The organism is Bacillus sp. EB106-07-01-XG149 (genome assembly GCF_058791555.1).
Genome location: NZ_JBYTDP010000004.1, coordinates 327,525 through 352,230, shown reverse-complemented (window position 1 = coordinate 352,230; position 24,706 = coordinate 327,525). Strand labels below are relative to the sequence as shown.

The following is a 24,706-nucleotide window of genomic DNA, read 5'->3' as shown; positions in this document are numbered from 1 at the left end:
TAGAAATAAAAGGTGTCTTCACATATGGAAAACACCTTTTATTTCTACAACCCTTAACTATTGTTTTTCGTATTTCTACTCTCCAAAACTTTCTCCATATTATTAGTTGCCCACTCCATCATTAATAGAATCATTGGACGTAGTGATTCACCAAGCTCAGTTAATGAATATTCTACTTTTGGAGGCACTTCACGGTATACTTCACGATGTATGATGCCATCTGCTTCAAGTTCTCTCAGCTGCAGTGTTAACATTCTTTGTGTGATATTAGGTTTTAATCTTTTTAATTCATTAAACCTCTTTGTACCATCTAATAAATGATACAAAATAACCCCTTTCCATTTTCCGCCAATAACCTCAACCATAGCTTCCACTGGACAAGAATATTTATTTAGAAATGGGTAATTTATATTATTTTCATTTGAACAATCCATAATAAATCCCTTCCCTTATCAATAGTATCTTTTTTGATACTATAACACATAAATGTGCGTACTTGTGTCTAAGTTACTTTAAAAATATAATTTACTTACAAAAATAAATTAATGAAAAGAGGAACTTTTATGACAAATACAACACAAATTACAAAAGAAAAAATTATGGAGGCTTTTCATTTCAGACATGCATGTAAAGAGTTCGATCCTATGCACAAAATTTCAGAAGAAGACTTTAAATTCATTTTAGAAACAGGCAGATTATCTCCTTCTTCTTTTGGATATGAACCTTGGAAATTTATTGTCGTACAAAATAAAGAAATAAGAGAAAAACTACAACCGTATTCATGGGGCGCTGGTGGGCAACTTGTAACAGCTAGTCACTTTGTCATTGTTCTTTCAAGAAACATTAAAGATATGCATTATGATGCAGAGTATATTAAATATATGATGAACGATATTATTGGATTACCTGAAGACACTCAAAAAATTAGATATGAATTCTTCAAAAAGTTCCAGGAATCAGATTTTAACTTGTTACAATCCGAACGTGCTGTATTCGATTGGGCATCTAAGCAATCTTATATTGCTTTAGGTAATATGATGACGAGCGCAGCTCAAATCGGCATTGATTCTTGTCCAATAGAAGGATTTGATAAAGAGAAAGTAGATTCTTTACTTCGTCAAGAAGGCATTATAAAAGATGATAATCTTGAAGTATCTGTTATGGTTGCCTTTGGTTACCGTAAAGAAGAGCCAAAGCGTGATAAAACAAGACAGACTATGGATACAATTGTTGAATGGATTTAGTAATATAGCACTCACAAATAAAACTCCTTCTAGCTAAATACTTATTCTATTGAAGAATCAGTTGCTTTTCCAATGTATGAAATTGATTTTTCATGGAAAGATATGTTAGTATGTATACAGTTTGAGCGCTCTATTTTTTAGAGTCGAACAGGAGGAGAATGGATATGTCTGATATTGAAGTTGGCGAAGTGTTTACTCTCAGTGATGAGAATAATGAGGATCAGGAAGTAGAAGTACTTGGAGCGATGGATGTCGAAGGCGCAGAATATATTGCAGTTGCATTCGTAGAAGACATTCAAACAGAATCTGAGGAAGACATTGATATTTTCTTTTTAAAAGTAGAAGAAGATAATGAGTTTTCATACATTGAAAATGATGAAGAGTTTGATAAAGTATCTGCTGCTTTTGATAAAATTTTGGACGAGCAAGAGCAAGAATAATATGAATGAAAAACACGAGGGTGGATGCATATCCGCCCTCTTTTTATTTATCCCGCTGTTCTCCGAGCAGTAAAAGCCCGATTGGTGAGGGCTGATAATCAGTGGGGGATGGACAAAACCCCAACTGATTAAAGTTTCACTTTATCACTCATCCAAAGACTTATGCAGCAATTCCAATACATCTTTCATCACAAAAGGACCGTCTTTTTTCACATGCTCAGCGAATTCAGAAACGAGACGTAATGTTTTTACACTTTCAATTGGATGCTCGCCTGATGCACTTTCAGCAGAAAGCATAACAGCGTTCGTTCCGTCCAGTACAGCTTGAAACACATCAGTCACCTCAGCCCTTGTTGGAATAGAATGATCTACCATTGATTGAAGCATTTGTGTCGCTGTAATAACATATGTATCCGTTCGATTACATTCCTGAATCATCATTTTCTGCAAGAGCGGAATAAATTGATACGGCAACTCTACTCCTAAATCGCCCCTTGCAATCATAATTCCATCTGCTTCTTTACATATATCTTGAAAATTCTCGATCGCTTCCATCGTTTCTATTTTTGCAATTACATTAGGGGAAGTTTCTTTATACTGTTGTATATAATCTCGTATTTCTTTTATATGACTAGGTTTTCTTACGAAAGAACATGCGATAAAATCAACATCCTCTTCTAAAAGAAACTGGATATCCTTTTTATCTTTCTCTGTAATAGCTGGTAAACTAACGATTGCCCCTGGTAAGTTCACCCCTTTATGAGATGAGATATTGCCACCTGTTTTGACCTTTGTTTCTATTTTGTCCGTACTTACTGTTTCAACGATTAACTCAACTTCGCCATCATTAATTAAAATTCTACTTCCAACTTTCACGTCATTCGCGATTCCTGCATAATCAACACTTGCTTCTCTATTGCTCCCTGTAACTGGTTGTGTATGTAAAATAAAAGAGTCTCCCGCCTGAAGTGTAATTTGCTCTCCTTTTATTTCACCTAACCTTATTTTAGGACCTTGTACATCCCCTAAAATTTTAATAGAATCGTCTAACGATTTGACTAAACGAATGATGTCTTTATGACTTTCATGCGTGCCATGTGATAAATTCAACCGCACTATTTTCATACGATTATTTATTAACTGCGCTAACGTTGCTTTATTATTACTTGCTGGGCCAATTGTACAAACTCTATCGATTGTCATTTTTATCACCATCCTTTTTTAGATAAGTTTCCCACATAACCTTAAAAATAACAGAGATCATGAAATGATTAGATTTAAATTTACACGAATTTCATAAAGTTAAACCTATTTCCCTTGCTGGCTAAGCATTAGAAGAGATATTCGATTTTTTACAAATGAAGAAATGTTGAATCAAAAGTAAAAGGTAAGTTAAGTATGGGACAAGTTATTGAGAGTTTCAAAATTTTCATATATTGTATGAAATGAGTTCGAACTCAAAAATTTAAAAAAGGTGGGAAAATTAGTGAATATGAAAAAATCTTTAGCGGTGGCAACTTTAGGGTTAGCGGTTTTAGGTTTTGGTTTTACTAATTACGCAAGTGCTTCAGAGGTGGGTGCTGCAGACAAGCAGCCCGTTTTGGTTAACTACGATACAGTTCAATCAGCAAAAACATCTAATGTTCCTAGTTTGGTTGTTGCAGCTGCACCTAAGAATGACCCTAACATTAGCGTGTATACTCCCTTTTTCGGTAACCCATATGCAGTTGCTAAATCGAAACCAACTACGACCGAAGACTATATTTATGCAAAAGCAAGAACTTTCAATGGCGATGGCTCAATAGTGAATACGAAAAGTAATAGTGCCAAAAAATCAACTTATGTAAGTGCTACAGCGACCAACACAAGTGTTTATGATGGAGATGATTATGCTATTGGTAATCATACCTATAAATTTAATGGTTATAATGATGTGAATCACGAAACAAAAGCTTCCTAGTAAGAAAGAGAAAAAAAGATATGCATCTTGCATATCTTTTTTCTCTTTTATTTTAAATATATTGAGGTGCTATTTATGAAACAAATGTGTATTATTATCAGTGTTATACTTATTTCGTTAATTATAATTTATGTTTTGTTCCCTACTTCAATCATACAACCACATACATCTCCTAAAGAAAATAAGCGAGAGCAACAAACCAATACTATTTCGTACGGATTGAAGAATACTAAAGGTCAACATATTAACAATGGTAGTGAAATTACTATGGAGAATAATAAAATAAATGTATCGTTATCATTCATACATAATGTTGATGAAGACCGAAAATATGGATTAATTGTCCTAGAAGATTACGAACAAAAACCTTTTAAAATAGAAGAAGCCGCTAATGAAGTATCACACTATTCTTTTGATATGAAACCAAATAGTTCAATTACTACGAGAATCTCTTTACACACTTCTCCTAATGCAAGTGAATTAACCTTTTTAATAATTAAAAAACCTGAATATAAATTAAAAGATAATGACTTAAATAAAGCGGTTATATTAGAAGAGATTTTAAGTATGCGATACTCCATAAATCCCCCTCAGGAGGGAAGCAAAAAAATAAAACTCACCTTTATAAATCCAGATGCTATTTTAAAAGACGATCTTTATGAACCTTTATTTGTTACGAACAATGAAGAAAAATTACAAACGGTATTTTCTGAAAAGGAAGGTAAAAAATTAACTCTATCAAACGGTAATGAAACAAAAGATGAAATGACTTACGCAATCGTGGCCTTTAAAGATTGGGAACAAGTTGAAATATTTAATGATAAAAAAATCGTTTATACTGCGGTCGCACCTGAAACGAGACAAATTTTCAATTTTACATTGCCTTCAGTGGATCAGGAAAGTAATTTTCAGCTCGTCGCTTTTCCATTTCCTTATAAAACTAGCGAAGAAGATTATGTCAGTCAACAAGCATTCGGTTCATTTCGTATCGTAATTGAAAAAAAATAGACTTTTACAAAAAAAACAAAAAAGCCTACTTCCACAGTAGGCTTTTGAAACTACGAAAGTTTCGTTAATAACTGATTTAAATCTTTTTTCGTTTTCGTCGTTAATGACTTCATTTTATTAATATCTATCTTTTCTTTCTCTGCTCCTACAATTAACGGATACATACTTTGTCCAATTGTTTTATATTCAGCTGGGTGAGATGCTTCTAACTCTTTCTCAATCACATCCCACTTTTCATTAATTTGTTTTCCAAGTTTATTTACTGTTTCTAATTTAGGGTTTGCAGCTAATTGCTTGTCTAAGCTTTCAATTAATGCAGCAACTTCTTTAACATTTGTTTTCACAGCTACGCTTTTCTTCGGATCTTTCGTTGTTTTTCCGTTTGAGTTTGTACTTGTACTTTGATCTGTCGTTTTTCCGCTAGCCGTTTCGTCATTCGTTTTTCCTGTCGTCTCTTTTTCTTTTGTTTTCACATTCTCATTTTGAGATGACGTTTTACCGTTACTTTCTGTTCCTGATGATTCTTTCGTATTTTTTGCATCTTTATCTGTTTTTTCATTTGAAGAAGTATTTGTATCTTTTTCAGTATCTTTCGTTGTTTTTGACGTCTCATCTACACTTGTCGTTTTTGCTTCTCCTTCATTTTGCGCTGTTACTTGTTCTTTCTTTTCTGTCTCTTTCTCTGCTGAAGGACTACAAGCTGCCATAGTAAGCATTGTACCAATTGTTATCGATGCGATAGCGACCTTTTTCATTTTCATATAAATCCCCCTATGTTTACTTTATTTATCCTCCCCTTTACGATTCGATTTCCCCTTAAAAAATCCCTTTTCATACGAATTACCATCTTTCCGACAGTAATCTTCATAATAATACGTACAAAAACTGATAAACCAATTTGAATATTCGAGTTTCTTCTACTTCATTTTTCTTCTCTGTAGTAAAAGAAAAAGAGTATATTGTCACATGAAGAATTACTATCTTCATATGACGATATACTCTCCTATCAAATTTTTATCTTTCTTGACATTTTATTTATACAAAAAAATAAAATTTTCTTTCATTTTTTGTTTCTCAACAATTGTTAACATAATATATTTATGAGTAACCACCATTCGAATGAATGACTTGCCCCGTAATCCATTTTGCTTCTTCACTTACTAAAAAAGAAATTAAGCGCGCTGCATCTGACGGTTCTCCTACTTTACCTTGCGGGAACTTCCATGCTAAATGATGCTTCAGCTCCTCTGTAATCCATCCTGTATTCGTCGGCCCTGGATCAACTGCATTCACTGTAATCCCCTTCTCCATCGCAACTGGTGCTACTGATTTTGTAAATGCTTCAATTGCTCCTTTCGTTGCTGCGTATGCTAATTCATCTGGCATCGGACCTAATGACTGTCCTGAAGTAAGATTAATAATACTGCCACTCGTTTTCAGTGCATAATGTTTTATAAATAATGAACTTAATAACATAGTAGCGCGAACATTCACTGTATAATGTTTATCTAACTGTTCTACATTTAATTCTTCAATTCTCGTATGAGCAGCATACGCTGCATTATTAATTAAAATAGATGGATCACCTAAACGTTCTGAGGCCATATAAAACAAACGATTTGGTGAATACGACTGCGATAAATTGATTTCTGCCATTTCACAGCGAACACCTAAACTTTCAATCTCCTCTTTCAACAAAAAGGGTTCTTTGTCATGCATTCCCCACGGCATCGCTTTATCATACTGAGACCAGTACGTGAAAAAAATGTCTATCCCTTCTTGAGCAAGCACCTTGCATACAGCTGCACCAATTCCATTCAGACGAGTTGCCCCTGTTACAATTGCTATTTTCTTCACCTTTTCTCCTCCATCTATGGATAAATCCCCTGCACGAATACAGAGGATCTATCTTTTTATTCAATATTTGACAATATGCGTTCTGCACCTAATTTTAAAATTTTAATGAAGATATAATTTACAATCGTAAACATTACAAATAAAACGATAAACATAACCCATAGTCCTACTTGAAGGAAGAAGTATAATAAACTTACTCCCGCAACAATAACTAAAGCTATAAAAATATTAGCTAAAAAATTCCACAAAGTTGTATATCGGCTCTTAAATAATTTCTGCTCTGTATCCCAATGTATATCTGCAGTTTGTGCATCCCAACGTGTACCGATTAAATTAATTAACAATAACCCGTTCGCACTTAGTAAAAACCACAGTAACATGAACACAGGAGAAATCCCTGCTACAACTGCCATCGTAATACCGAATACCGCTAAAATAATTACATTAATTAACCAAGCAGTGATTGCTTTCGCAAAAAAGATATCCGAAGCTTTTACTGGTAAATATCGATTCACAAACCATGAACTTCCATCTCGTGAAAATGACGTTGTTGCGATGACGTTACTTCCCATTAAAAATAACGATGCACAAAGACCAACGCCAATTGCAAGTCCTGCTGATTTTGGATTATCAATATACCCTGTGATCCACTTTAAATTCCCATCTTGCACGAATAAAACAAAGAATAACATAATCGGCATAACAAAAGTTTGTACGATACAATTTAAGAAAAATTGTGGTGTACGGAATAACGTTTTAAATTCTTTTTTCACATACGCTTTCAAATGTGAACTTTGTACCGTTGATTTCTGTAAGCCTTCTGCTGAAATGACCTCTTTTTTTGCTGTACTCGTTGAAAGTCCAATAACCCCTTTTAAATATGTACGCTCTGCAATGTAATAAAACAACACAAAAAATACAAATGAAATAAGTGCAAAGATGATTACGTATAAAGGACCCTTCCAATTTGCATTTTCTACTAATGCCACTGCCCCAAAATATGTAGTTGGAAAATAATTTGTCATTTGTACTAGAAGAGAAGATTCGTTGTTCGCAAGATAATTCGTAAGTGCATCTTCAGAAAACGAACTTTTATTTTTCCACTGTAAAAACACATTAATTCCTACAATAAATAGTATACTTACGATTCCAATAAATATATTGCCTCGATCTTTATTTTTCGCTATATTTGTATACCTCATAATAACTGTCATTAGTAATGAAGCTAATACTAACGGCACAATCGGGAAGAGTAAGTAAATAAAAATCATGTATATGTAATATGTAATAAATGCACTACTTTTTAACCCGTACGTAATAAAGATTGGTAATAAAATAAATGAACTCATTACGTATTGTGTAATTAATACCGTTAAAAACTTTGCCGAAATAATCTGCGCTGGCTTCAATGGTAACGGCAATAACATTTCAATGTCATTACTATAGTAAAATACAGTTAAAATGTTCGTTATACTCATTAAAAATACCCATATACTCGCAATCGCAAGTCCCATTGCGATAATCATTCCTGGGTCTTGCCCTAAATGTTTCATCCCTTCATACAATCCGTGCGTCATCGAACCAAATATTAAAAAGCCAACAAATAAAATGGCTGCAAATGAAAATACATACGCCCATCGCTTCTTCTTATCTGTTATAAAATCTGCATAATTTAATTTTAATAATACTTTCGTTAACGTCCAAATTTTACTCATTGCCCGTCATCTCCAAGAACATTTTTTCAAGTGATTCATTGGATTTAAAATGATCTCTCATTTCACCTAAATTCCCTTTAAACTGAAGTTTTCCCTTATTAATAATCGCGACGCGGTCACATATTTTTTCTGCCACCTCTAATACGTGTGTAGAGAAAAATACAATCTTTCCTTTATCCGCATGTTCTCTCATCATTTCTTTTAAAATATATGCGGATTTCGGATCAAGCCCCGTTAACGGTTCATCTAAAATCCATACATCTGGCTCATGCACGAGCACACCAATAATAACGATTTTTTGTCTCATACCGTGCGAGTAACTTTGAATTTGATCCGATAACGCATTGTAAAGATCAAATTTCTTCGCTAAAGACTCGATTCGCTCTTGTCGTACTTCTTTCGGCACTTCATACATATCTGCCATAAAGTTTAAATATTCAATTCCCTTTAATCGCAAAAACATATCTGGGCTATCTGGAACATAACCAAACGTCTTTTTCGCTTCCATCGGATTTTTCATAATATCTTTACCGTTAATCGTAATCGTCCCTTTGTCCACTCCATGAATACCAGTAATCATCTTAATTGTCGTTGATTTCCCCGCACCATTTGGCCCTAAAAATCCAAAAATTTCTCCGCTAGGCACAGATAAACTTAAATCTTTTACTGCATAGGTAGACCCATTATAACTTTTTGACACATTCGTAATTTCAATCATTCCATCCAATCCTTTCCTTAATTACCAAATAACTATATCAATATTATAGCATACTTCTATTTTTAGATTTTTATATTTTTTCAGTTTTTTTAACCTTTAAAATAAATATACACGCCTAATCCAACGATTAAAACGACAGCTAGTAAAATATAGATCATCGTCAGCCGTTTAATATTCCCTTTTGTCGCTTTACTATAATTCGCATCACCATTCCGCCCAATTAACACCGTTGCCACTACAGTAATCACTACAAGTAATACAACGATCATGATCCAAGTTAGCATTCCTTTCTCCCCCTCCTTACAACCATTTTACAATATTATCCTCTTTATTTCGCAGTATATTTCCTCTTTTTACTATTATTATGAAAAGAATTGGAAAACTATTATTACTTTACATTTCCACATGTGATATATTTATAACATAACGTGAATTATTTCTAACATTGCAAGGAGGACCTACCATGAAAACAACTTGGATAAAATATTTAGGATTTCTCGGTTTCTTCGGTTTCCTTGGCTTTTTTTACGAAAAAGGATTATTTACTATGTTCTGTTTCTTCTCCTTTTTCACATCGTATAGAACAGTTCAACACGATGAACTGTTTGAACAAATCGTCAATAAATCGTGCCGCAATGCCTTTATCGTTACATTACTAACGACCGCTATCATTATGTTTATTGAAATGTTATTTCCAAACCCTACACTACAAGAGATTGATATCGCTCTTATTTTCAGCACACTCATTCTTACGTTCGGCTTCTCTATGTTCTTTTATGATAAACCTGTTGATGAAATGGAAGATGCGCCATGGCGTTCATAACGAAAATAAAAGAATACCGCGCCAAATTGAACATGACACAAGAAGATTTAGCGAAAAGTGTTAGTGTACGCCGTGAAACAATTAGCCATCTCGAAAAAGGAAAATATAATCCTTCCTTACAACTTGCTCACGACATTGCGAAAGCACTTCATAGTACAATTGATGAGATTTTTATTTTTGAGGATTAATTAAGGACATAGAATTACATAAAAATACCGGCATCCTTCCCATGAAGAATACCGGTACTTCTCTTTTATCACCCATACAAAACAGCATGAAATACGCCTAACAGTAAGTATTGATCCTCTATATAATCTTCATCATATACATCCATCTCGATAGAATACATATCTTCCTCAAGACGAATATTCCAATCTGCGATTACATAACCGTTTCGTAATAACTTTCCAAGCCCAATTGAAGTTTTGTGAACAACATATTCTTCTCTCTTATATGTAAAGGTAAATAAGAAATTGGCATCTAATAACTTTCCATCACATACAAGTATTTCATGCTCTGTATCATTATGATCGATGTACGTTACTAAAATCCTTCTTTGACGCTGCCTACTTACATCCTTTGCAATGACGCGAATGTTGTCCTTACTATCCTTTATTTCATAAATGATATTACTACCGACTTTCGGAATAAAGTCTAGCACTTTCATCAACATATTTTTATAATAGCCCCGTACTGCGCCTACTCTTTCGCTTTCATTGTAAACCTCTATCGACGTCGTATCCGCTTTACTATCACACAGTCGTTTGTAAGAAAGCTGCATCATTCGCTCTCCTCTTAAGTACTGATCAAACGTAACGGGATATTTTATCGCGCGCAGTTCCTTATTTAGCTCATATAAATAGTGTTGAACGCTCTCTACTAATGTTGTAGTTGATATACGCTCTTGAAGTTCAAATTGTTGCCAACTTGAAAAAACTCTCCACTGATCTTCCTCTTCATATACGAATCCGAGAATTACTTCCTCACGGTCACTCGTTTCATAATTCAATTGTTCTTTCTGCCCATGTTGCACTTGTTCCATCCACTGTCCTAAATAAATGCCAAGCTCTGCAACCTTCATGCATGGCTTCTGAAAAAATACGCTGTCACTCGCGCGAATTGTTAAATCCCCTTCAATAAAGCCATTTGCATAAGCGGCATACCGTGGCTCATCCTTCTGCGGAATACTCTTGTCTAACTCAAATAAAAACGTTAACATCTTTCACTCACCTCTAGTTATTACACCGATCGTACCTATAAATTGAACGCAACTCAAATTATATCGACGATTTTTCCAATATATCTACCGTAACTCAAAATATATCAACACGATTAAAATGAAACTACCTTTTCTTCCGCCACTTCCACAATTCCTAAAATTTGTAGCAGACTCTCCACCTCATAAGTCGGCTTAACATCTGTCATATTTTCTTTCAAACTCGGATTATACCAACACGTATCAATGCCGTAATCTTCTCCGCCTTTCATATCAGAAGTTAGCGAATCTCCAACGATTAATACACTTGATTTATCAGTAATCCCAAACTTCTCAAATGCATAATCAAAAATCTCACGTGCTGGTTTTTGATGACCAACCTCTTCTGAAATAATAATATGATCAAAGAAATTACATAAAGGCGAATTTCCGATTCTAGATTGTTGCACCTTCGTATATCCATTCGTAATAATACCTAACTTGCAATCTTGTAAATTTTCACATAATTGCACTGCACCTTCTATAAGATGTACTTCTTTTCCTAAGTTTTCAAGGTATACATCACTAAATTGCTGCGCATCTACTTCTATATTATGAACGGCAAATAATTGTCTAAATCGATCTACTGCTAATTCACTTAGCGTAATCATTTTATTTTCTAAATCTCTCCATAATCCATTACTAATCTTTTTATAACTTGCAAGATAATCATTATACCCTGTAGGCATACCAAACTGTAGAAACGCGTTATGCAAAGCATTTCTTTCCGTTTCAGGAAAATCTAATAATGTATCATCTACGTCGAATAATATAACTTTATATTTCATTATGCTCTCCTCAACTAGTACGTTATTTACAACTTGTATTTTCTCATTAATTCTCTCTTAAGTCGAACTTTTTCCCTTTACGAATCCTAGATGTACAGCAATCTTAAAGTTGTTTAAGGTACACGGGTCATGTTATTCAAAAATAATTAATTGTGAAAATACTATAAATTTGAGATAATTCGGATAATGAATCCGATTTTTCAAAAAGGTAATACAGGAATAGAAAGGAGCGGAAAGACATAGTAAATTCATGGGGAAGACCGAAAATACAAATCCCAAAAACAAAAAGTGAATGGGTTGGAGATATCATTGGATATTCATTGTTCTTTGGATCAATCATTTTTTTGATTATTATTTGGGGAAGATTACCCGAGGAAGTACCCGCACATTATAACGCATATGGGGATGTAGATCGCTGGGGATCAAAGTGGCAACTTTTGCTTCTGCCATTAATAGGAGCTTTCATACTCCTATTAATGCAAACTTTAGAAAAGTTTCCAGAAGTTCATAACTACCCACAAAGATTGAATGAATCAAATGCTAAGCAGTTTTATTTGAATAGTAGAAAAATGCTAAATCAATTAAAAAATGTCTGTTTACTTATCTTTGCTTTCATCCAATTTGAAACAATTTCAATCGCTTTAAATTGGAGCGGCGGTTTTGGAAAATTATTTTTACCGATATTGTTAATTGGTACAGTTATTCCAATTGTAATAGGAATAATAAGGCAACGAAAAATTTCATAATAGAAACAGGAGGCTAATCCAATTAGCCTCCCTCCTCATTATTTATCTTCTAGCAATAATGCTTTCATTTCCTCTAACGACTCTTTCGTAAAGCCAAGTGCTTTTTCAGCATACGCTTCAACTGAATCGTATTGCTTTTTCACTTCATCAATCGCAGCTTGTAAATATTCAGCGCGCGCTTCAAACATCGCACCTAATATCGCTCTACTTTCATCGTTTTGAAGTTTTGCACCTAAAAAGGCCATCATTTTTTCATTTAACTTTTCACGGAAACCGTTACTTAGTAAATAGTCTTCCATTACTGTTTTTTCCGGTACACCTAGTAAAAGTAATAATAGTGCTGATCCGAATCCAGTACGGTCTTTTCCAGCTGTACAGTGGTTTACTAACGGTAAGTTTTCTGGGTTTTGCGCTAAGTTTAAGAAGCTCACGAATGCTTCATTACCACTTACGAAATCTTGATTCATTTTCACAAGGTACTCGCCTGGTTTCCCTAACATAGAAAGGTCACCAACTTGGAAAAATTCATTTATGTTCAAGTCTTTCGCCAAGTCTTGCATAACTGGTAAGCATACTTGACGAGCACCTGTAATTTTTGGATTCGGCTTATGCTTCACTTCAAAGTCTGTACGGTAGTCACAAATTAACTTTAAGCCAGACTTTTGTAAATAGTCTATATCCCACTCTGTTAGTCCTGCTAATTCTTCAGAACGGTACAACTTGCCCCATTTTACTTTACGACCTTCAGTCGTTTCATATCCTCCCATATCACGGAAGTTAAACGCGCCTTTTAATGGTAATCTACGCTCAGCTACTGTCACTGCTTGTCCATTACTTCCAACTAGTCTAAAATATGGACGCTCATTTTCACTCGGGTTTACAAGTGTACATGATGATTCTCCATTTACCGTTGCAAGTAATTCTCCCGTTTCTTCAATATGATCTGGTGAAGTACTCCAATAAATGCGAACTTCTTCTATATTATTTTCCCATTTTATATGTAACGTATTGTCTTCATTTCTTTCTACAGTTGCTTGTAACCAATTTCTTTGCTGCTCCATTCTTTCACCAACGCTTTCTCATATAATCGAATCTTTCTCTATTGTATTATAGGAATATCTATTTTGTCGTTCTCATTTTTCTTTTTATCTTACAAATAGGCAAGAAGTTCTTTTACTTGTTCATAAGTTGTACACGGATTCCCGCTAAATAAGTTCAAGATAGTACTCCTAAAACTTCCTCACATATCGCTCAGTGGAACTAAGCAGCTGACATCCATTCTTCCCAAAAACATCCTTCATCCACTCATTTTGTACATTTGTCTCGCCAATATAATAAGATGCACCTATTTCTTTTAAGACAAACATTGCCCCTGTAAAGAATGCTGCTTCATACCCTTTATTTCGCATATTTGGAGCAACTGCGAAATACATTAGTTTTCCTTCTTCTAACGTCCCCTTTTCAATATGCGGGATTACAATCCCTATCGGCTCTTCATCGATACTCGCTGTTAAACAATGTTCTTTCCATTGCTCACCAATTTCTTGTAGCATCATATTTACAAATTGATCATAAGTGACTTGTTCTTCTGTCATCTCGTTCCAAAGAGAATAAAAAGCTTCTTCTCCTACTTCTTCAATAAGCTTAAAATTAATATCACTTTCTACATCTTCTACTTCATATATATCCTTAAACACAATCATGTTTTCAGTAGCATATTCAAATGAATACGTTTCGAAACATTTCTTATACACATCATAATTTAGGCTTTTTGAAGAAATTTCAAAATGCAAGTTTTCTATTCCCTCTTTTTCAGCCTCAGCAACGCAATATTGCATGATTTCCTTTAATTTCTCTTCTGTAAAAGGCTCTGCATTATTTTCTTTTATTATTATAGAAGAAGCATTTCTTCTTATTTTAAAATGTTTTTCTAACTGTTCTATAGTCATCATATACTTCCCTCATCTATATCATACTAGAATTTCTACTTGTTCTCCTTGCATGAGCAGGATTGTCCTTGAATATATAGAATACTAGAAAACATTGCATCTTTAAAGTGCGGAGGAGGTTCTCCATTGGATATTACAGCATTGCAACAACAGTTAGAGCTTATACAACAAAATGACTATACGCAACTGCAACATATAGATTTGAATGAGTTAACGCTCAATATGCTTCAGTATATCGGAACAACTGATAGTTACGTTCGTTACCAACTTATATATAAATGTTTTGCACATTTCATTCATCATGAATTCCTTATGGATGATCAACTGAAATTACTTCTACAAACTTGTTTAAGTGATGAGTATTTATATTATGACATTTACTCCCCACATACAGATGGGGTTTTCACACGTTCTTACACTGTTTCATTAATTGCGCTAATACTCCAATTCGCTAACTCGCACTACTTTTTCACAGAGGAGGACATTGAAGAAATAAAAAACAAACTCATTTCATATACAAACTTAGAAACGGATTTTCGAGGCTATATTGAAAATAAAGGATGGGCTCATTGTCTTGCCCACGTATCAGATGCCTTTACTGAAATTGTTCACAATTCCTATACGACCTTTGAGTGGTATGAAGAATTAATTCATTGTTTATTAAATAAAATTTTTATCCCATCGGATCTATTTCATAATAATGAAGATGAACGAATTGTTACACCGTTACTATCGATGCTATATCATGATTTTCCGCAAGATGAGTTAATTTCAATTATTTATAAAAAAATAAAAAGGCTTCCTCAAATTAGAAAACGCCTTTCACTTAATGAGTATTGTATATTATGTGCCAACATTAAAACCTTTTTACGCACATTATTTTTCAGAACGAAAGATGATTATAACTTAGCCTATACAGCACGTAAAACAGAAAGAATGTTAAAAGAACTTCCTAACTATTATTAAAAGCAAGGAGAAATAACATGGGTTATATTGAAGACATGAGAAATTTAGTAGGAAATCATCCACTTATTTTAATAGGTTCACACGCCATTATATTAAATGAGAACAATGAAATATTACTGCAGCTCCGTACAGATTTTAACCGCTGGGGTATTATTGGCGGAGCCTTAGAATATAACGAAACGTTAGAAGACGCTTTAAAGCGAGAAGTATATGAGGAAACTGGACTTTTCATCAAAAATCCAGAACTATTCCGTACATACTCAGGACCAGATTTCTTTCAAATCTATCCAAACGGCGATCAAGTACACGGTGTACTCGTTGTTTATATTTGCCGCGAATTCAATGGTGAACTTGTATGCGACCAAACAGAATCGAAAGAACTACGCTTCTTTCCGCTAGATGCGTTACCTAGTAATCTTCCTCCTGTTATTGATAGAATTATTAAGGAGTTTCAGCACTCCAATTAAAAAACATTACATAGTGTATATAGAAATAAAACAACCTCATTTCCCGTCATGATAACGCGAAATGAGGTTGTTATCGTTCACCGTAAATCCCTATTCCCCCAAAAATAACCAAATGATATTAACGTTCACTTTCTACAGCTGTATATCCCCTTACAAATAAGAGTGTTATATAAGAAGTAATGAATGAAAAAATAGTATACATGCCCACCCAAAAGAAAAATGATGGATCATACAATGTAACATTTAACATAAGAAAAATAAGAAATATTACCATTGGCATCACATAAAATGCACCTAATTTATATGTCCCAGCTATTGAAAAAATACAAATAAGCAATGGATATATACAGAAAATAAAAATGAATTCACTCACTGTTATGTCCCCCTTTCTGAAATAATAATAGGTTTCTCGTAAACATTTGGGGGAACAACAAAGTTTTATTTTTTATCAGTTATTAATAAATATAATGTTAGATTGTTATCTCAATCTGGTTTCCTTCAAGGTCACTTACTACACTTTCATAGTAACCATCCCCTGTAGTACGTGGGCCATTTAACACAGCATACCCTGCTTCACTTAATGTATTGGTTAATTCATTCACTTTTTCTTTACTACCTACAGAAAAAGCAATATGCGCATATCCTATTGTTTGTGTTTGTGTATTACCGTCTATCCCTACTTGCCTCATAAGTTCTAGACGCGCTCCACCTTCAAAAGTTATAAAATAAGATTCAAACTGCTTTTTCGGATTGTGATATAAGCTATTTTCTTCACCACCGAAGTACTGTTTATAGAAATCACGCATACCTTCTAAATCATTTACCCAAATTGCTACATGTTCAATTTTCATAATCGACACCTTTTCTTTCACAGGATTCAACCAACAATTTGATATTTAATTTTCTTTGCTTGCTCTTATAATCATCAGATCAAGTCCAAGGCTTTTTAATCCATATAAATAATCTTCTTTCCAATCGCTCACTGTTATTTTCGGAATATGTTCCGCTGGAATGTACTTCGGACAAGTTTTTACAATTTGATCTATTACAAATTGGTTCACTTCATCATCACAAAAGATAAAGGCATGCGGGTTAATAATAGCTATACATGTAGCTATTAAACGAGTAATAGCATCTATATTATATTGCTCTGGATTATTTGAATCTCTTACTGCATCTTCACTTCTCAAAGATTGTAAGAAGTTTTTATTATCATACTGTGGAACGAAAGATATCTCCCCTGAGAAAAAGGTACTCCCTCGTACCACATCTCCATTTATCATAATTCCCGCCCCTGGGCCGTTTTGACCTGAATACAAATATACAAGAGATGATTTATCATTATTTCCAGTATTTTTATAATAGCCAAGGACTGCGGCATTCATATCATTTTCTATTACTACAGGTATAGAAAACAGATTCTCCAAATGATTTTTCAAATTAAAATTTTGGAACTTTTCATAACCAGGTATATAAAAAATACGACCATTATCAACCGAACCAGGCACACCAATTGATATAGAGCTTATTTTCGGGAATGTAGCTATAAGACTTTCAATATGTTTAGATAATAGATTTACGCCAGTATCAATTAATACACTTGAAGTACTTCCTTGTTCTTTTACTTCCCCTAAACAGTTAAAAATGGTATAGTTTGTTTCATTTTTCTCTAAAAATATCGCTAATCCTAACATATATTCCGGATTATACGCATATCGTTTCGCTCTTCTTCCGCCACTTGAATCATCTAAACCGACTAAAGTGACTTCACCATCTTGTTTCATATTTTCTATAAATTTACTTATCGTTGGAAAACTAATTTCTAATGTATTACTAAGTTCAACTTTCGTCGCACTTCCTTGCTCTAGAAGAGCCGTACGAATGCCGCGAAGGATCGTCTCTTTAATCGATTTTTGAGTAACAAATTGTTCACTCAAATCGCTCACCACCTTAATCAACATACTTATTAAACACTTTTAATAAGTTGCGTTGACAATATATCATACATCATTTTCTAAAGCAATAGAGATGATATATTTCCGCTGCATGCAATCCTTATTTAGCTCGGTGTATTCTCTCTTGTAATAGACGATACAATTCCAGACAAAAGAACAAATAATAAAACAGCTAGTAAGGCATTACGTATTCCGAATGCTTCCCCAAGTATCCCTAAAAATGGTGGTCCGACTAAAAAGGCTGTATAACCAATGATAGAAACTGCAGCAACATTAGAAGTCGCGTTTTCACGGTCATCTCCAGCAGCTGACAGACCAATTGGGAACCCTAGCGCTGCACCAATCCCCCACAGTACTACGCCAAATGCTAGAAAATACGAATTACTCCCAAATATTACGATTGAAATTCCTAGAATCGCCATCATAATAGTGGCACGTACGACAGCGACACGACCGAATCGATCAAGGAAATAGCTGCTACACATACGAGTTAACGTCATTGCTAATACAAAAATTGCGTACATAATAGAACCTGCCACTATACTTTGCTCATGTCCATCTACCATCACGATAGGTAGCCAATCATTTGCACTACCTTCTGCAAATGCCATTCCAAGCACAAAAAGACCAATTAAAAGCACCTTTTTTTCCATACGTAAGGAAGTACGCTTCTCTCTCCTTTTGTTCCGCGATTTCTCCTTCTTTCCTGTTCCATGCGGAAGAAAACGATACACCATACATACAAGTAATAGAAACATGACCGAAATCACAAGAAACTGATACAGAATCGGGATGTGAAGCGACGCTGCGACAGAACCACTGAGCGCGCCTACTAAAGTTCCTACACTAAAAAAGCCATGGAATTTCGGAAGAAGAGTTGTTCCTAATTTCTGCTCAATGGAAGAACCTTCTACATTCAATGCGACTTCCGCCAATCCGTAGCCTACTCCAAATACTAGTAAGCTACTAAAAGCCCCCATACTAGAAACAAAATAAATATTTATACCTAAACAAATCAATCCAACAATCATAAAAAACATACTGCCTATAATAACGTCTCTAGCTCCCTTACAGTCAATGAAGCGGCTTGCACTCAGTAAACCAATTATTGAACCAACAGATAGTCCGAACAAAATCCAGCCCATTTCTGCATTTGACACTGCTAACATATCTCGAGTAGCTGCTGTTCTTGAAATCCATGTAGCAAACGCGACACCTGGCAAAGCAAATAAGAGAAAAAGAGCGTTTCGAGAGGCAAGTAATGTCTTTGTATGATTGTCCGCACTATATTTCTCCATATGAAACACCTTTCACATTGTCTATACGATAAGACACCAGTTTATTCATATACCCGTAAAAAACGATTTCTATAAGTCTATCGTTTTAATAACTTTAGCTGGATTACCACCAACAACTACATTATGAGGTACATCTTTTGTCACAACTGCCCCTGAGGCAATTACAGCGTTGTCTCCAATTGAAATACCAGGGTTAATTATAGCTCCCCCGCCAACCCAAACGTTGTTACCAATCTTTACAGGCTTTCCATATTCTTTACCAGAATTCCGTTCCACCGGATGTAAAGGATGAGTGGCCGTATAAATATGGACACCTGGTGCAAACATACAATTATCACCGATTCGTACTTCACAAACGTCCAAAATCACACAATTAAAATTTGCGAAAAAGCTCTTTCCAACATGGATATTGTAGCCGTAATCACAACGAAAATCAGGATTAATTTGGGCTTTCCCATCAGCTGAAGAACCTAAAAGCTGATTTAATAATGTAAAACGTTTTTCATCTCCTGTCTCCATCGCCTCGTTATAAAGGCGTGTTAAACGTTTTGCCTCCACCCTATCAGCCACTAATTCTTCGTCATCCGCAATATACATTTCTCCCGCTAACATCTTTTCTTTCTCTGTTCTCATACAATCATCTCCTTTGTTATAGAATGAATTACACTTATTAAACAACTTTAATAAGTGACTTTAATTATACTTATTAAACAAGTTTAATAAGTATCCCTATATTAGCATATTTTTTAATATGTGCAACTAATAAGTTTTGAAAGGAAATGTGAACTCCTTACTTCACCTAATGATATTACTTGGTGGCATTTAACTAATATAATGATTGATCCATTGTTTTTCATTAAAACCATTGAGACTCATCATCATATGAAATCCTCTCCTTTAGGGGCTATACTATACATTTATTAATGAGCACACCAATATTCAAATCAATTGTTAATAAAAAGAGATTGACCCAAAAGTAGCTGAATAGCAACTTGGGTTAACCTCTTTTATTTATTATCCTTATTTAACTCTTCTACAATGTCCCTTTTCCCTATTCTATTAGCAAAAGGTATAAAAATAATAAGGACTATTCCGAACATCCCCGCTATTACCGTTACGATAAGTTTGAAATCAAAAAATAAAGGTGTACGATCTATTATACTTACCATATAGGTTAATAATGCTCCTATAACAGCCCCTAGTACGATTCCAATAAGTACATATAAATTAACTTGCGTCAAAATAATTTGTACAATCCCTTTTTTCTTAACTGTTATTGCTCGTAAAATAGCATACTCTTTTCTTTTAGATTGAATATTATTTATAAGTGTATTACATACCCCTAATGTTACACTAAACAAAATTACTACAATAACAACGATGAAAATGGACCACCTTTGCTGAAACATTAAATTAGATTGTTTTAACGATTGAGTATAACTACTTATTTTTAATTGTGGATATTGACCTTTCACTTTCTTTAATTGCTCCAACGTCTCTCTCTCGTTATTTGAACTAATAAATGCCCGCTCAAAAACTGTATAATCTTGTTTATATGTTACATTACTCCAATCCATAAGTACTGAAGGAGAATTCGGTAGCTCGTTAACAATTAATCCGATTTCTACCTTACTAGTCGGTCTAACTTTTTGTTCCTGTTCTGAAAATAGACCCAATTGAACGATATCACCTACATGAAGTTTATACCGCTCCGCTAACTCTTTTGTAACAATTATACTATTCTCCAAATTTGCAGGTACTTCTGACAGTAATCCTTGCTTTTCCATTTCCTTTAAATCACCTAAATTATAGTCAAAAGTAATATAATTTTCACCTTGTTTTAATTCTGCCAGTGAGTTCGTACTAATTGTACTAGCTCCTTTTACACTACTTATTTCTTTAAATATGTTTTGTATATGAGGTAAGGTAATGGTTGAATCATTAGTCAAACGATTTTCCACAACAATATGTGTTGGAAATTCTCGTTTTAAATATCTTTCATTATTTTTTTGCATCGTTTTAAATATAGTGGAGCCGAAGACAACTATCACCATCATTGTACTTATCATTAAGATAACAAATGTATTTTTTCTCACTTGTGGAATTACATTTTTAATAGCAACAAATGTATTCCTTCCAAATATTTTTTTCATCATAGGTAGACATAATTTTAATATCCAAGAAAGATAAATAGGAAATAAAACATACACTCCTAAAACAAGAAATATAGATCCTATTAATATCACTATCGCCTGCGTATCTCCAGTATTTGCTACAAATCCACCTAAAGCAGTTAAAACTATGCTACTAATTAAAAGGAATTTCCCCATAATACTGCGTGTTTTATTATTAGAAAAATCGGATTCTTCATTTTCGCGCATAAGCTTTACTGGCAATATTTTCGAACTTCTATATGACGGATATAACATAAACAGTTCAATAAAAAAGATACTACAAATCACAGTTACAATTGCTAGTTTATAGTCGAAACTCATCGAATTAATTTGAAAAGCAAATAAATGCTCTAGCCAACTTTGTAAAAAACGGTTACTTATTACAGCTAGTAACAAACCAAATATTCCACCAAAGAAATTAATTACACTACATTGAATGAATATAACTGTAAACATTTGTTTCGTTGTTGCTCCCATTGATCGCATAATCGCAAATTGACTTTTATATTTATATAAAAACACTTCAAAATTAGACATTAATAATAATGAAGTAATAATAAGTATTAATACAGATAAAATAACTATAAAAATATGTAATGAAGCTAAGTTACTTTTTAAAAACTCGTCTTCCTCCGCAATATCGATTCTTAATTCTTTGTCTATTTTATGAATTTGATTAGACAAAGCTAGTACATCCGCATTCGCTTTTGCTTTTATCAACACATAAGTAGCTTCATTGTGTTTACCCGTTTTTTCATATACGTGCTGTTTCACCGCACCTTTCGATAAAACGAGTATATCTGGAGCTGAACCTCCAGCTTCTATATCAGATAACACTTCTTTTACTACATAGGATTTATTTTCTATTTCAATCTTTTCCCCAACGTTTACTTGTAGAGTTTCTGCTAATCCATGATTTAATGTTACTTCTTCATTTGATAGATTTTTAGAGAAGTGATATCGACTTTTCGATAACGAATCATTTTGAACACCTACTGTATAAATAGCGGTATTCAATTTATTCACTTGCAAATGATTTACTAATACTTTTGATATGTATTCAATATTTTTTTGTTCTTTAATATTTTGTAGTAAAGATTTATCCATCAACTTATTTTGATCAGGGTTATATCCAACTGATAAATCCATATCTCCATATACATTTTTCACTTCATTTATAACAGACTGTTTCGCATGACTCGAAAATACAACCATCGTAATAATTAGAGAAACAGCCAACATAACGCTAACGATAGAGGAAATAGCAGTGAATTTATTCGTCTTAAAAAAGCGTAAACTTAATCCTCGTACTGATTTTATCATTTTGATTTCTCCAGTAATTTTTTAAATTTATCTAAAATGATATTCATATCATTTACTCCATGAGTACACGTATAATCATCAACATTTTCTCCATCATGAAAGAAGAGAACCCGATCTGCATACGTAGCAATGTGAGGATCATGAGTAACAAGAATCATACTTTGATTGAATCTTTGTTTCATATCGACTAGTACTCGTAAAATATCATTAGACGTATTGAAATCTAAATTTCCAGTAGGTTCATCTGCAAGAACAATTGGAGGAGATGTTATTAACGCCCTACCAATTGCAACACGTTGTTGTTGTCCCCCAGAAAGCTGAACTGGTCGATGATTTCTCCAATTTACTAAACCAAGAACATCTAATATTTTATTTGTTTTTTCTCGTATCTCCTCTTCTGAATCAGCTGATAATATGAGGGGTAATGCAATATTTTCTTCTACAGATAAATCCTTTAATAAATGGAATGACTGAAAAATAAATCCTATGTTATCCCGCCTGTATTCCGTCGCATATGGTTCAACAAACATATTGTTAGGCACTTCACCATTTACATATACAACTCCCTCATCAGGCTTGTCTAAAGCACCAAGTATGTTAAGTAATGTACTCTTCCCAGATCCACTCGTCCCCATTATGGCAAGGAGTTCTCCTTTATTTAACTCCAAAGATACATTTTGTAACGCCCTAACATTTGTATCTACACTCTCATATGTTTTACTTAAATCTTGAACTGCTAAGACAACTTCACTCATCATTATTCACCTCAACATTATTAAGTTTTATTCCCTTCACCAAATTAACCTGAATTAAAATTTTTTCTTTCAAATTACTAGGTGGTACAATTTCTGTTCCTATTTGAACTAGTAACATTTTTAATTCGAGAATTGTAACCATTTCTATCCCTCCCTCACTCTATATTGGTAACAAATTTAAATTTCGTTCGATTTTTTTATAAAAAAACAAGGGAACGCTCAGCGTTCCCTCTCAAATCCAATCCGTTTTTTAATTTCCGCTAAATTTACCTTCGCAATTCCTCTTGCCCGCTCGGCCCCTTTTTCTAACGCTTCGTATAATAAATTTGGCTCATTCATATACATAGCGTATTTCTCACGAGGTCCGGCTAATTCGCGGTCTACAACGCGAAACAACTCTTTTTTCACATCGCCCCATCCGATTCCAGTTTCATACTTTTCGCGCATCGACTGTATTTCATCTTCCATCGCAAATTCTTTATATGTCATAAATAATGTTTCTAGTTCTTTCGGTTCATTCGGAAGTGAAGAATCTGTTTTGATTTTAAATATTAATTTTCGTAGTTTTTCTTGATCTGCAAATAATGGGATTACATTTCCGTAACTTTTACTCATCTTCCTTCCATCAAGACCAGGTAAAATGGCACCTTCTTCTTGTATGACATACTCCGGAAGCGTAAATGTCATACCAAATGTATGATTAAAATACGTCGCAATATCACGAGCAATTTCAATATGTTGAATTTGGTCTTTTCCTACTGGTACATGCGTCGCTTGAAATAGTAATATATCAGCAGCCATTAAAATCGGGTACGTATATAATCCCATATTCACTCCCGCATCTATCTCTAAACCTGCTTCTTTATTTTGCTCCACCTTCGCTTTATACGCATGGGCACGATTCATAAGCCCTTTCGGAGTTAGGCAAGCTAATATCCAAGCTAATTCTAGAATCTCCGGCACTTCTGTTTGCCGATAAAAAATAACATCTTCACCAAGTCCGAGTGATAACCAAGTAGCGGCTACCTCTTTCGTATAATTACTAAACTGACTTGGATTATGTACAGCATTTAACGCATGATAATCAGCTATGAAATACAATGCTTTTCCTTCATTCTTCTTTGACATTTGCAATGCAGGTTTTATCGCCCCAATATAATTCCCTAAATGCGGATAACCTGTCGGCTTAATCCCTGTTAACATTATTTTTTCACTCAACCTAACTCCTCCTTTCTCAAAATAAAAAGAGTCTCCCATCCTAAAAA

General features: G+C 34.0%; 29 protein-coding genes and 1 other annotated feature (1 of these 30 running past the window's edge). Of the genes, 9 read left to right on the top strand and 20 right to left on the bottom strand.

Translation table 11 applies throughout. The annotated features are described in order from the left end of the window. Positions 1-53: 53 nt before the first annotated feature. Positions 54-434 carry a winged helix-turn-helix transcriptional regulator gene (locus AC3WTA_RS18825; RefSeq protein ID WP_000340658.1) on the bottom strand — a complete coding sequence of 127 codons (381 nt, stop codon included), beginning with the start codon at positions 432-434 and terminating at the stop codon, positions 54-56. 129 nt (positions 435-563) lie between these two features. Here AC3WTA_RS18825 and AC3WTA_RS18820 point away from each other — a divergent pair, with 129 nt between their 5' ends. Together AC3WTA_RS18820 and AC3WTA_RS18815 are read left to right on the top strand one after the other, a co-directional pair. Then, positions 564-1,244 carry an NAD(P)H-dependent oxidoreductase gene (locus AC3WTA_RS18820; protein WP_000185905.1) on the top strand — a complete coding sequence of 227 codons (681 nt, stop codon included), beginning with the start codon at positions 564-566 and terminating at the stop codon, positions 1,242-1,244. A 158-nt stretch (positions 1,245-1,402) separates the two neighbouring features. Further along, positions 1,403-1,684, top strand: a complete 282-nt coding sequence (locus AC3WTA_RS18815) for a DUF1292 domain-containing protein (RefSeq protein ID WP_002008111.1) — start codon at positions 1,403-1,405, stop codon at positions 1,682-1,684. Positions 1,685-1,828: 144 nt separating this feature from the next. On the opposite strand, the gene AC3WTA_RS18810 is transcribed toward AC3WTA_RS18815, so the two are convergent. Continuing rightward, complete coding sequence (locus AC3WTA_RS18810) at positions 1,829-2,899, bottom strand: pyruvate kinase (protein WP_492332964.1); 1,071 nt, start codon at positions 2,897-2,899, stop codon at positions 1,829-1,831. Between the two features lie 271 nt (positions 2,900-3,170). Between AC3WTA_RS18810 and AC3WTA_RS18805 the strand changes: the two genes are divergently transcribed. After that, positions 3,171-3,644, top strand: coding sequence for a hypothetical protein (locus tag AC3WTA_RS18805; protein WP_001056338.1), 474 nt, complete (start codon positions 3,171-3,173; stop codon positions 3,642-3,644). 75 nt (positions 3,645-3,719) lie between these two features. Then, positions 3,720-4,652: a hypothetical protein gene (locus AC3WTA_RS18800; protein WP_000812112.1), complete on the top strand. Its 933-nt coding sequence runs from the start codon at positions 3,720-3,722 to the stop codon at positions 4,650-4,652. 50 nt (positions 4,653-4,702) lie between these two features. Here AC3WTA_RS18800 and AC3WTA_RS18795 read toward each other — a convergent pair whose 3' ends face one another. The 5 genes from AC3WTA_RS18795 to AC3WTA_RS18775 form a co-directional block, all read right to left on the bottom strand. Next, positions 4,703-5,413, bottom strand: a complete 711-nt coding sequence (locus AC3WTA_RS18795; protein WP_492332963.1) for a hypothetical protein — start codon at positions 5,411-5,413, stop codon at positions 4,703-4,705. Between the two features lie 337 nt (positions 5,414-5,750). Further along, positions 5,751-6,509, bottom strand: coding sequence for an SDR family oxidoreductase (locus AC3WTA_RS18790; RefSeq protein ID WP_000716962.1), 759 nt, complete (start codon positions 6,507-6,509; stop codon positions 5,751-5,753). Between the two features lie 56 nt (positions 6,510-6,565). After that, entirely contained in the window at positions 6,566-8,224 is a 1,659-nt protein-coding gene (locus tag AC3WTA_RS18785) for a putative ABC transporter permease subunit (protein WP_000036858.1), read from the bottom strand. Continuing rightward, positions 8,217-8,942 carry an ABC transporter ATP-binding protein gene (locus tag AC3WTA_RS18780; RefSeq protein ID WP_000570198.1) on the bottom strand — a complete coding sequence of 242 codons (726 nt, stop codon included), beginning with the start codon at positions 8,940-8,942 and terminating at the stop codon, positions 8,217-8,219. The genes AC3WTA_RS18785 and AC3WTA_RS18780 overlap by 8 nt, the downstream gene beginning before the upstream one ends. Before the next feature lie 89 nt (positions 8,943-9,031). Then, positions 9,032-9,226, bottom strand: a complete 195-nt coding sequence (locus tag AC3WTA_RS18775; RefSeq protein WP_000958866.1) for a hypothetical protein — start codon at positions 9,224-9,226, stop codon at positions 9,032-9,034. 179 nt (positions 9,227-9,405) lie between these two features. On the opposite strand from AC3WTA_RS18775, the gene AC3WTA_RS18770 reads away from it, so the two are divergent. Then, positions 9,406-9,765, top strand: a complete 360-nt coding sequence (locus AC3WTA_RS18770) for a DUF3796 domain-containing protein (protein WP_000859218.1) — start codon at positions 9,406-9,408, stop codon at positions 9,763-9,765. Further along, positions 9,753-9,953, top strand: coding sequence for a helix-turn-helix transcriptional regulator (locus AC3WTA_RS18765; protein ID WP_492332962.1), 201 nt, complete (start codon positions 9,753-9,755; stop codon positions 9,951-9,953). The genes AC3WTA_RS18770 and AC3WTA_RS18765 overlap by 13 nt, the downstream gene beginning before the upstream one ends. A 68-nt stretch (positions 9,954-10,021) precedes the next feature. On the opposite strand, the gene AC3WTA_RS18760 is transcribed toward AC3WTA_RS18765, so the two are convergent. Further along, positions 10,022-10,984: a tubby C-terminal domain-like protein gene (locus AC3WTA_RS18760; RefSeq protein ID WP_000955117.1), complete on the bottom strand. Its 963-nt coding sequence runs from the start codon at positions 10,982-10,984 to the stop codon at positions 10,022-10,024. A gap of 113 nt (positions 10,985-11,097) precedes the next feature. Continuing rightward, the gene (locus AC3WTA_RS18755; RefSeq protein WP_000875925.1) at positions 11,098-11,808 is read right to left on the bottom strand and encodes a YjjG family noncanonical pyrimidine nucleotidase; all 711 of its coding nucleotides are present in this window, start codon (positions 11,806-11,808) and stop codon (positions 11,098-11,100) included. Between the two features lie 320 nt (positions 11,809-12,128). On the opposite strand from AC3WTA_RS18755, the gene AC3WTA_RS18750 reads away from it, so the two are divergent. Continuing rightward, positions 12,129-12,554, top strand: coding sequence for a DUF1648 domain-containing protein (locus AC3WTA_RS18750; protein WP_000464977.1), 426 nt, complete (start codon positions 12,129-12,131; stop codon positions 12,552-12,554). A 38-nt stretch (positions 12,555-12,592) separates the two neighbouring features. Here the strand turns inward: AC3WTA_RS18750 and AC3WTA_RS18745 are convergent, their stop codons facing one another. Next, positions 12,593-13,615: a tyrosine-protein phosphatase gene (locus AC3WTA_RS18745; RefSeq protein WP_064475865.1), complete on the bottom strand. Its 1,023-nt coding sequence runs from the start codon at positions 13,613-13,615 to the stop codon at positions 12,593-12,595. Positions 13,616-13,783: 168 nt separating this feature from the next. Then, a complete protein-coding gene (locus AC3WTA_RS18740; protein ID WP_098715471.1) occupies positions 13,784-14,506 on the bottom strand; it encodes a GNAT family N-acetyltransferase in 723 nt (240 codons plus the stop codon). A 123-nt stretch (positions 14,507-14,629) separates the two neighbouring features. On the opposite strand from AC3WTA_RS18740, the gene AC3WTA_RS18735 reads away from it, so the two are divergent. After that, on the top strand, positions 14,630-15,469 hold the full coding sequence (locus AC3WTA_RS18735; protein ID WP_000355448.1) for a DUF2785 domain-containing protein: 840 nt from the start codon (positions 14,630-14,632) through the stop codon (positions 15,467-15,469). 17 nt (positions 15,470-15,486) lie between these two features. After that, the gene (locus tag AC3WTA_RS18730; protein WP_000540474.1) at positions 15,487-15,936 is read left to right on the top strand and encodes an NUDIX hydrolase; all 450 of its coding nucleotides are present in this window, start codon (positions 15,487-15,489) and stop codon (positions 15,934-15,936) included. 118 nt (positions 15,937-16,054) lie between these two features. Here the strand turns inward: AC3WTA_RS18730 and AC3WTA_RS18725 are convergent, their stop codons facing one another. The 9 genes from AC3WTA_RS18725 to AC3WTA_RS18685 form a co-directional block, all read right to left on the bottom strand. After that, on the bottom strand, positions 16,055-16,309 hold the full coding sequence (locus tag AC3WTA_RS18725) for a YbeF family protein (protein WP_001288566.1): 255 nt from the start codon (positions 16,307-16,309) through the stop codon (positions 16,055-16,057). Positions 16,310-16,406: 97 nt separating this feature from the next. Beyond that, complete coding sequence (locus AC3WTA_RS18720) at positions 16,407-16,787, bottom strand: VOC family protein (protein WP_000687559.1); 381 nt, start codon at positions 16,785-16,787, stop codon at positions 16,407-16,409. 45 nt (positions 16,788-16,832) lie between these two features. Beyond that, positions 16,833-17,873 (bottom strand): ROK family transcriptional regulator, encoded by a 1,041-nt coding sequence (locus AC3WTA_RS18715; RefSeq protein ID WP_000003032.1) that lies wholly within the window; start codon positions 17,871-17,873, stop codon positions 16,833-16,835. Between the two features lie 122 nt (positions 17,874-17,995). Continuing rightward, positions 17,996-19,189 (bottom strand): MFS transporter, encoded by a 1,194-nt coding sequence (locus tag AC3WTA_RS18710; RefSeq protein WP_000417597.1) that lies wholly within the window; start codon positions 19,187-19,189, stop codon positions 17,996-17,998. A gap of 69 nt (positions 19,190-19,258) precedes the next feature. After that, positions 19,259-19,822: a maltose O-acetyltransferase gene (locus AC3WTA_RS18705; RefSeq protein ID WP_001258489.1), complete on the bottom strand. Its 564-nt coding sequence runs from the start codon at positions 19,820-19,822 to the stop codon at positions 19,259-19,261. A 374-nt stretch (positions 19,823-20,196) separates the two neighbouring features. Next, entirely contained in the window at positions 20,197-22,686 is a 2,490-nt protein-coding gene (locus AC3WTA_RS18700) for an FtsX-like permease family protein (protein ID WP_070168974.1), read from the bottom strand. After that, on the bottom strand, positions 22,683-23,441 hold the full coding sequence (locus AC3WTA_RS18695) for an ABC transporter ATP-binding protein (protein ID WP_000005819.1): 759 nt from the start codon (positions 23,439-23,441) through the stop codon (positions 22,683-22,685). Before AC3WTA_RS18695 ends, AC3WTA_RS18700 begins: the two co-directional genes overlap by 4 nt. Next, a complete protein-coding gene (locus tag AC3WTA_RS18690) occupies positions 23,434-23,583 on the bottom strand; it encodes a hypothetical protein (protein WP_000256360.1) in 150 nt (49 codons plus the stop codon). Before AC3WTA_RS18690 ends, AC3WTA_RS18695 begins: the two co-directional genes overlap by 8 nt. Positions 23,584-23,660: 77 nt before the next feature. Next, complete coding sequence (locus tag AC3WTA_RS18685) at positions 23,661-24,698, bottom strand: tryptophan--tRNA ligase (RefSeq protein WP_098130960.1); 1,038 nt, start codon at positions 24,696-24,698, stop codon at positions 23,661-23,663. Positions 24,699-24,704: 6 nt separating this feature from the next. Beyond that, positions 24,705-24,706, bottom strand: a binding site (T-box leader) (it continues 207 nt past the right edge of the window).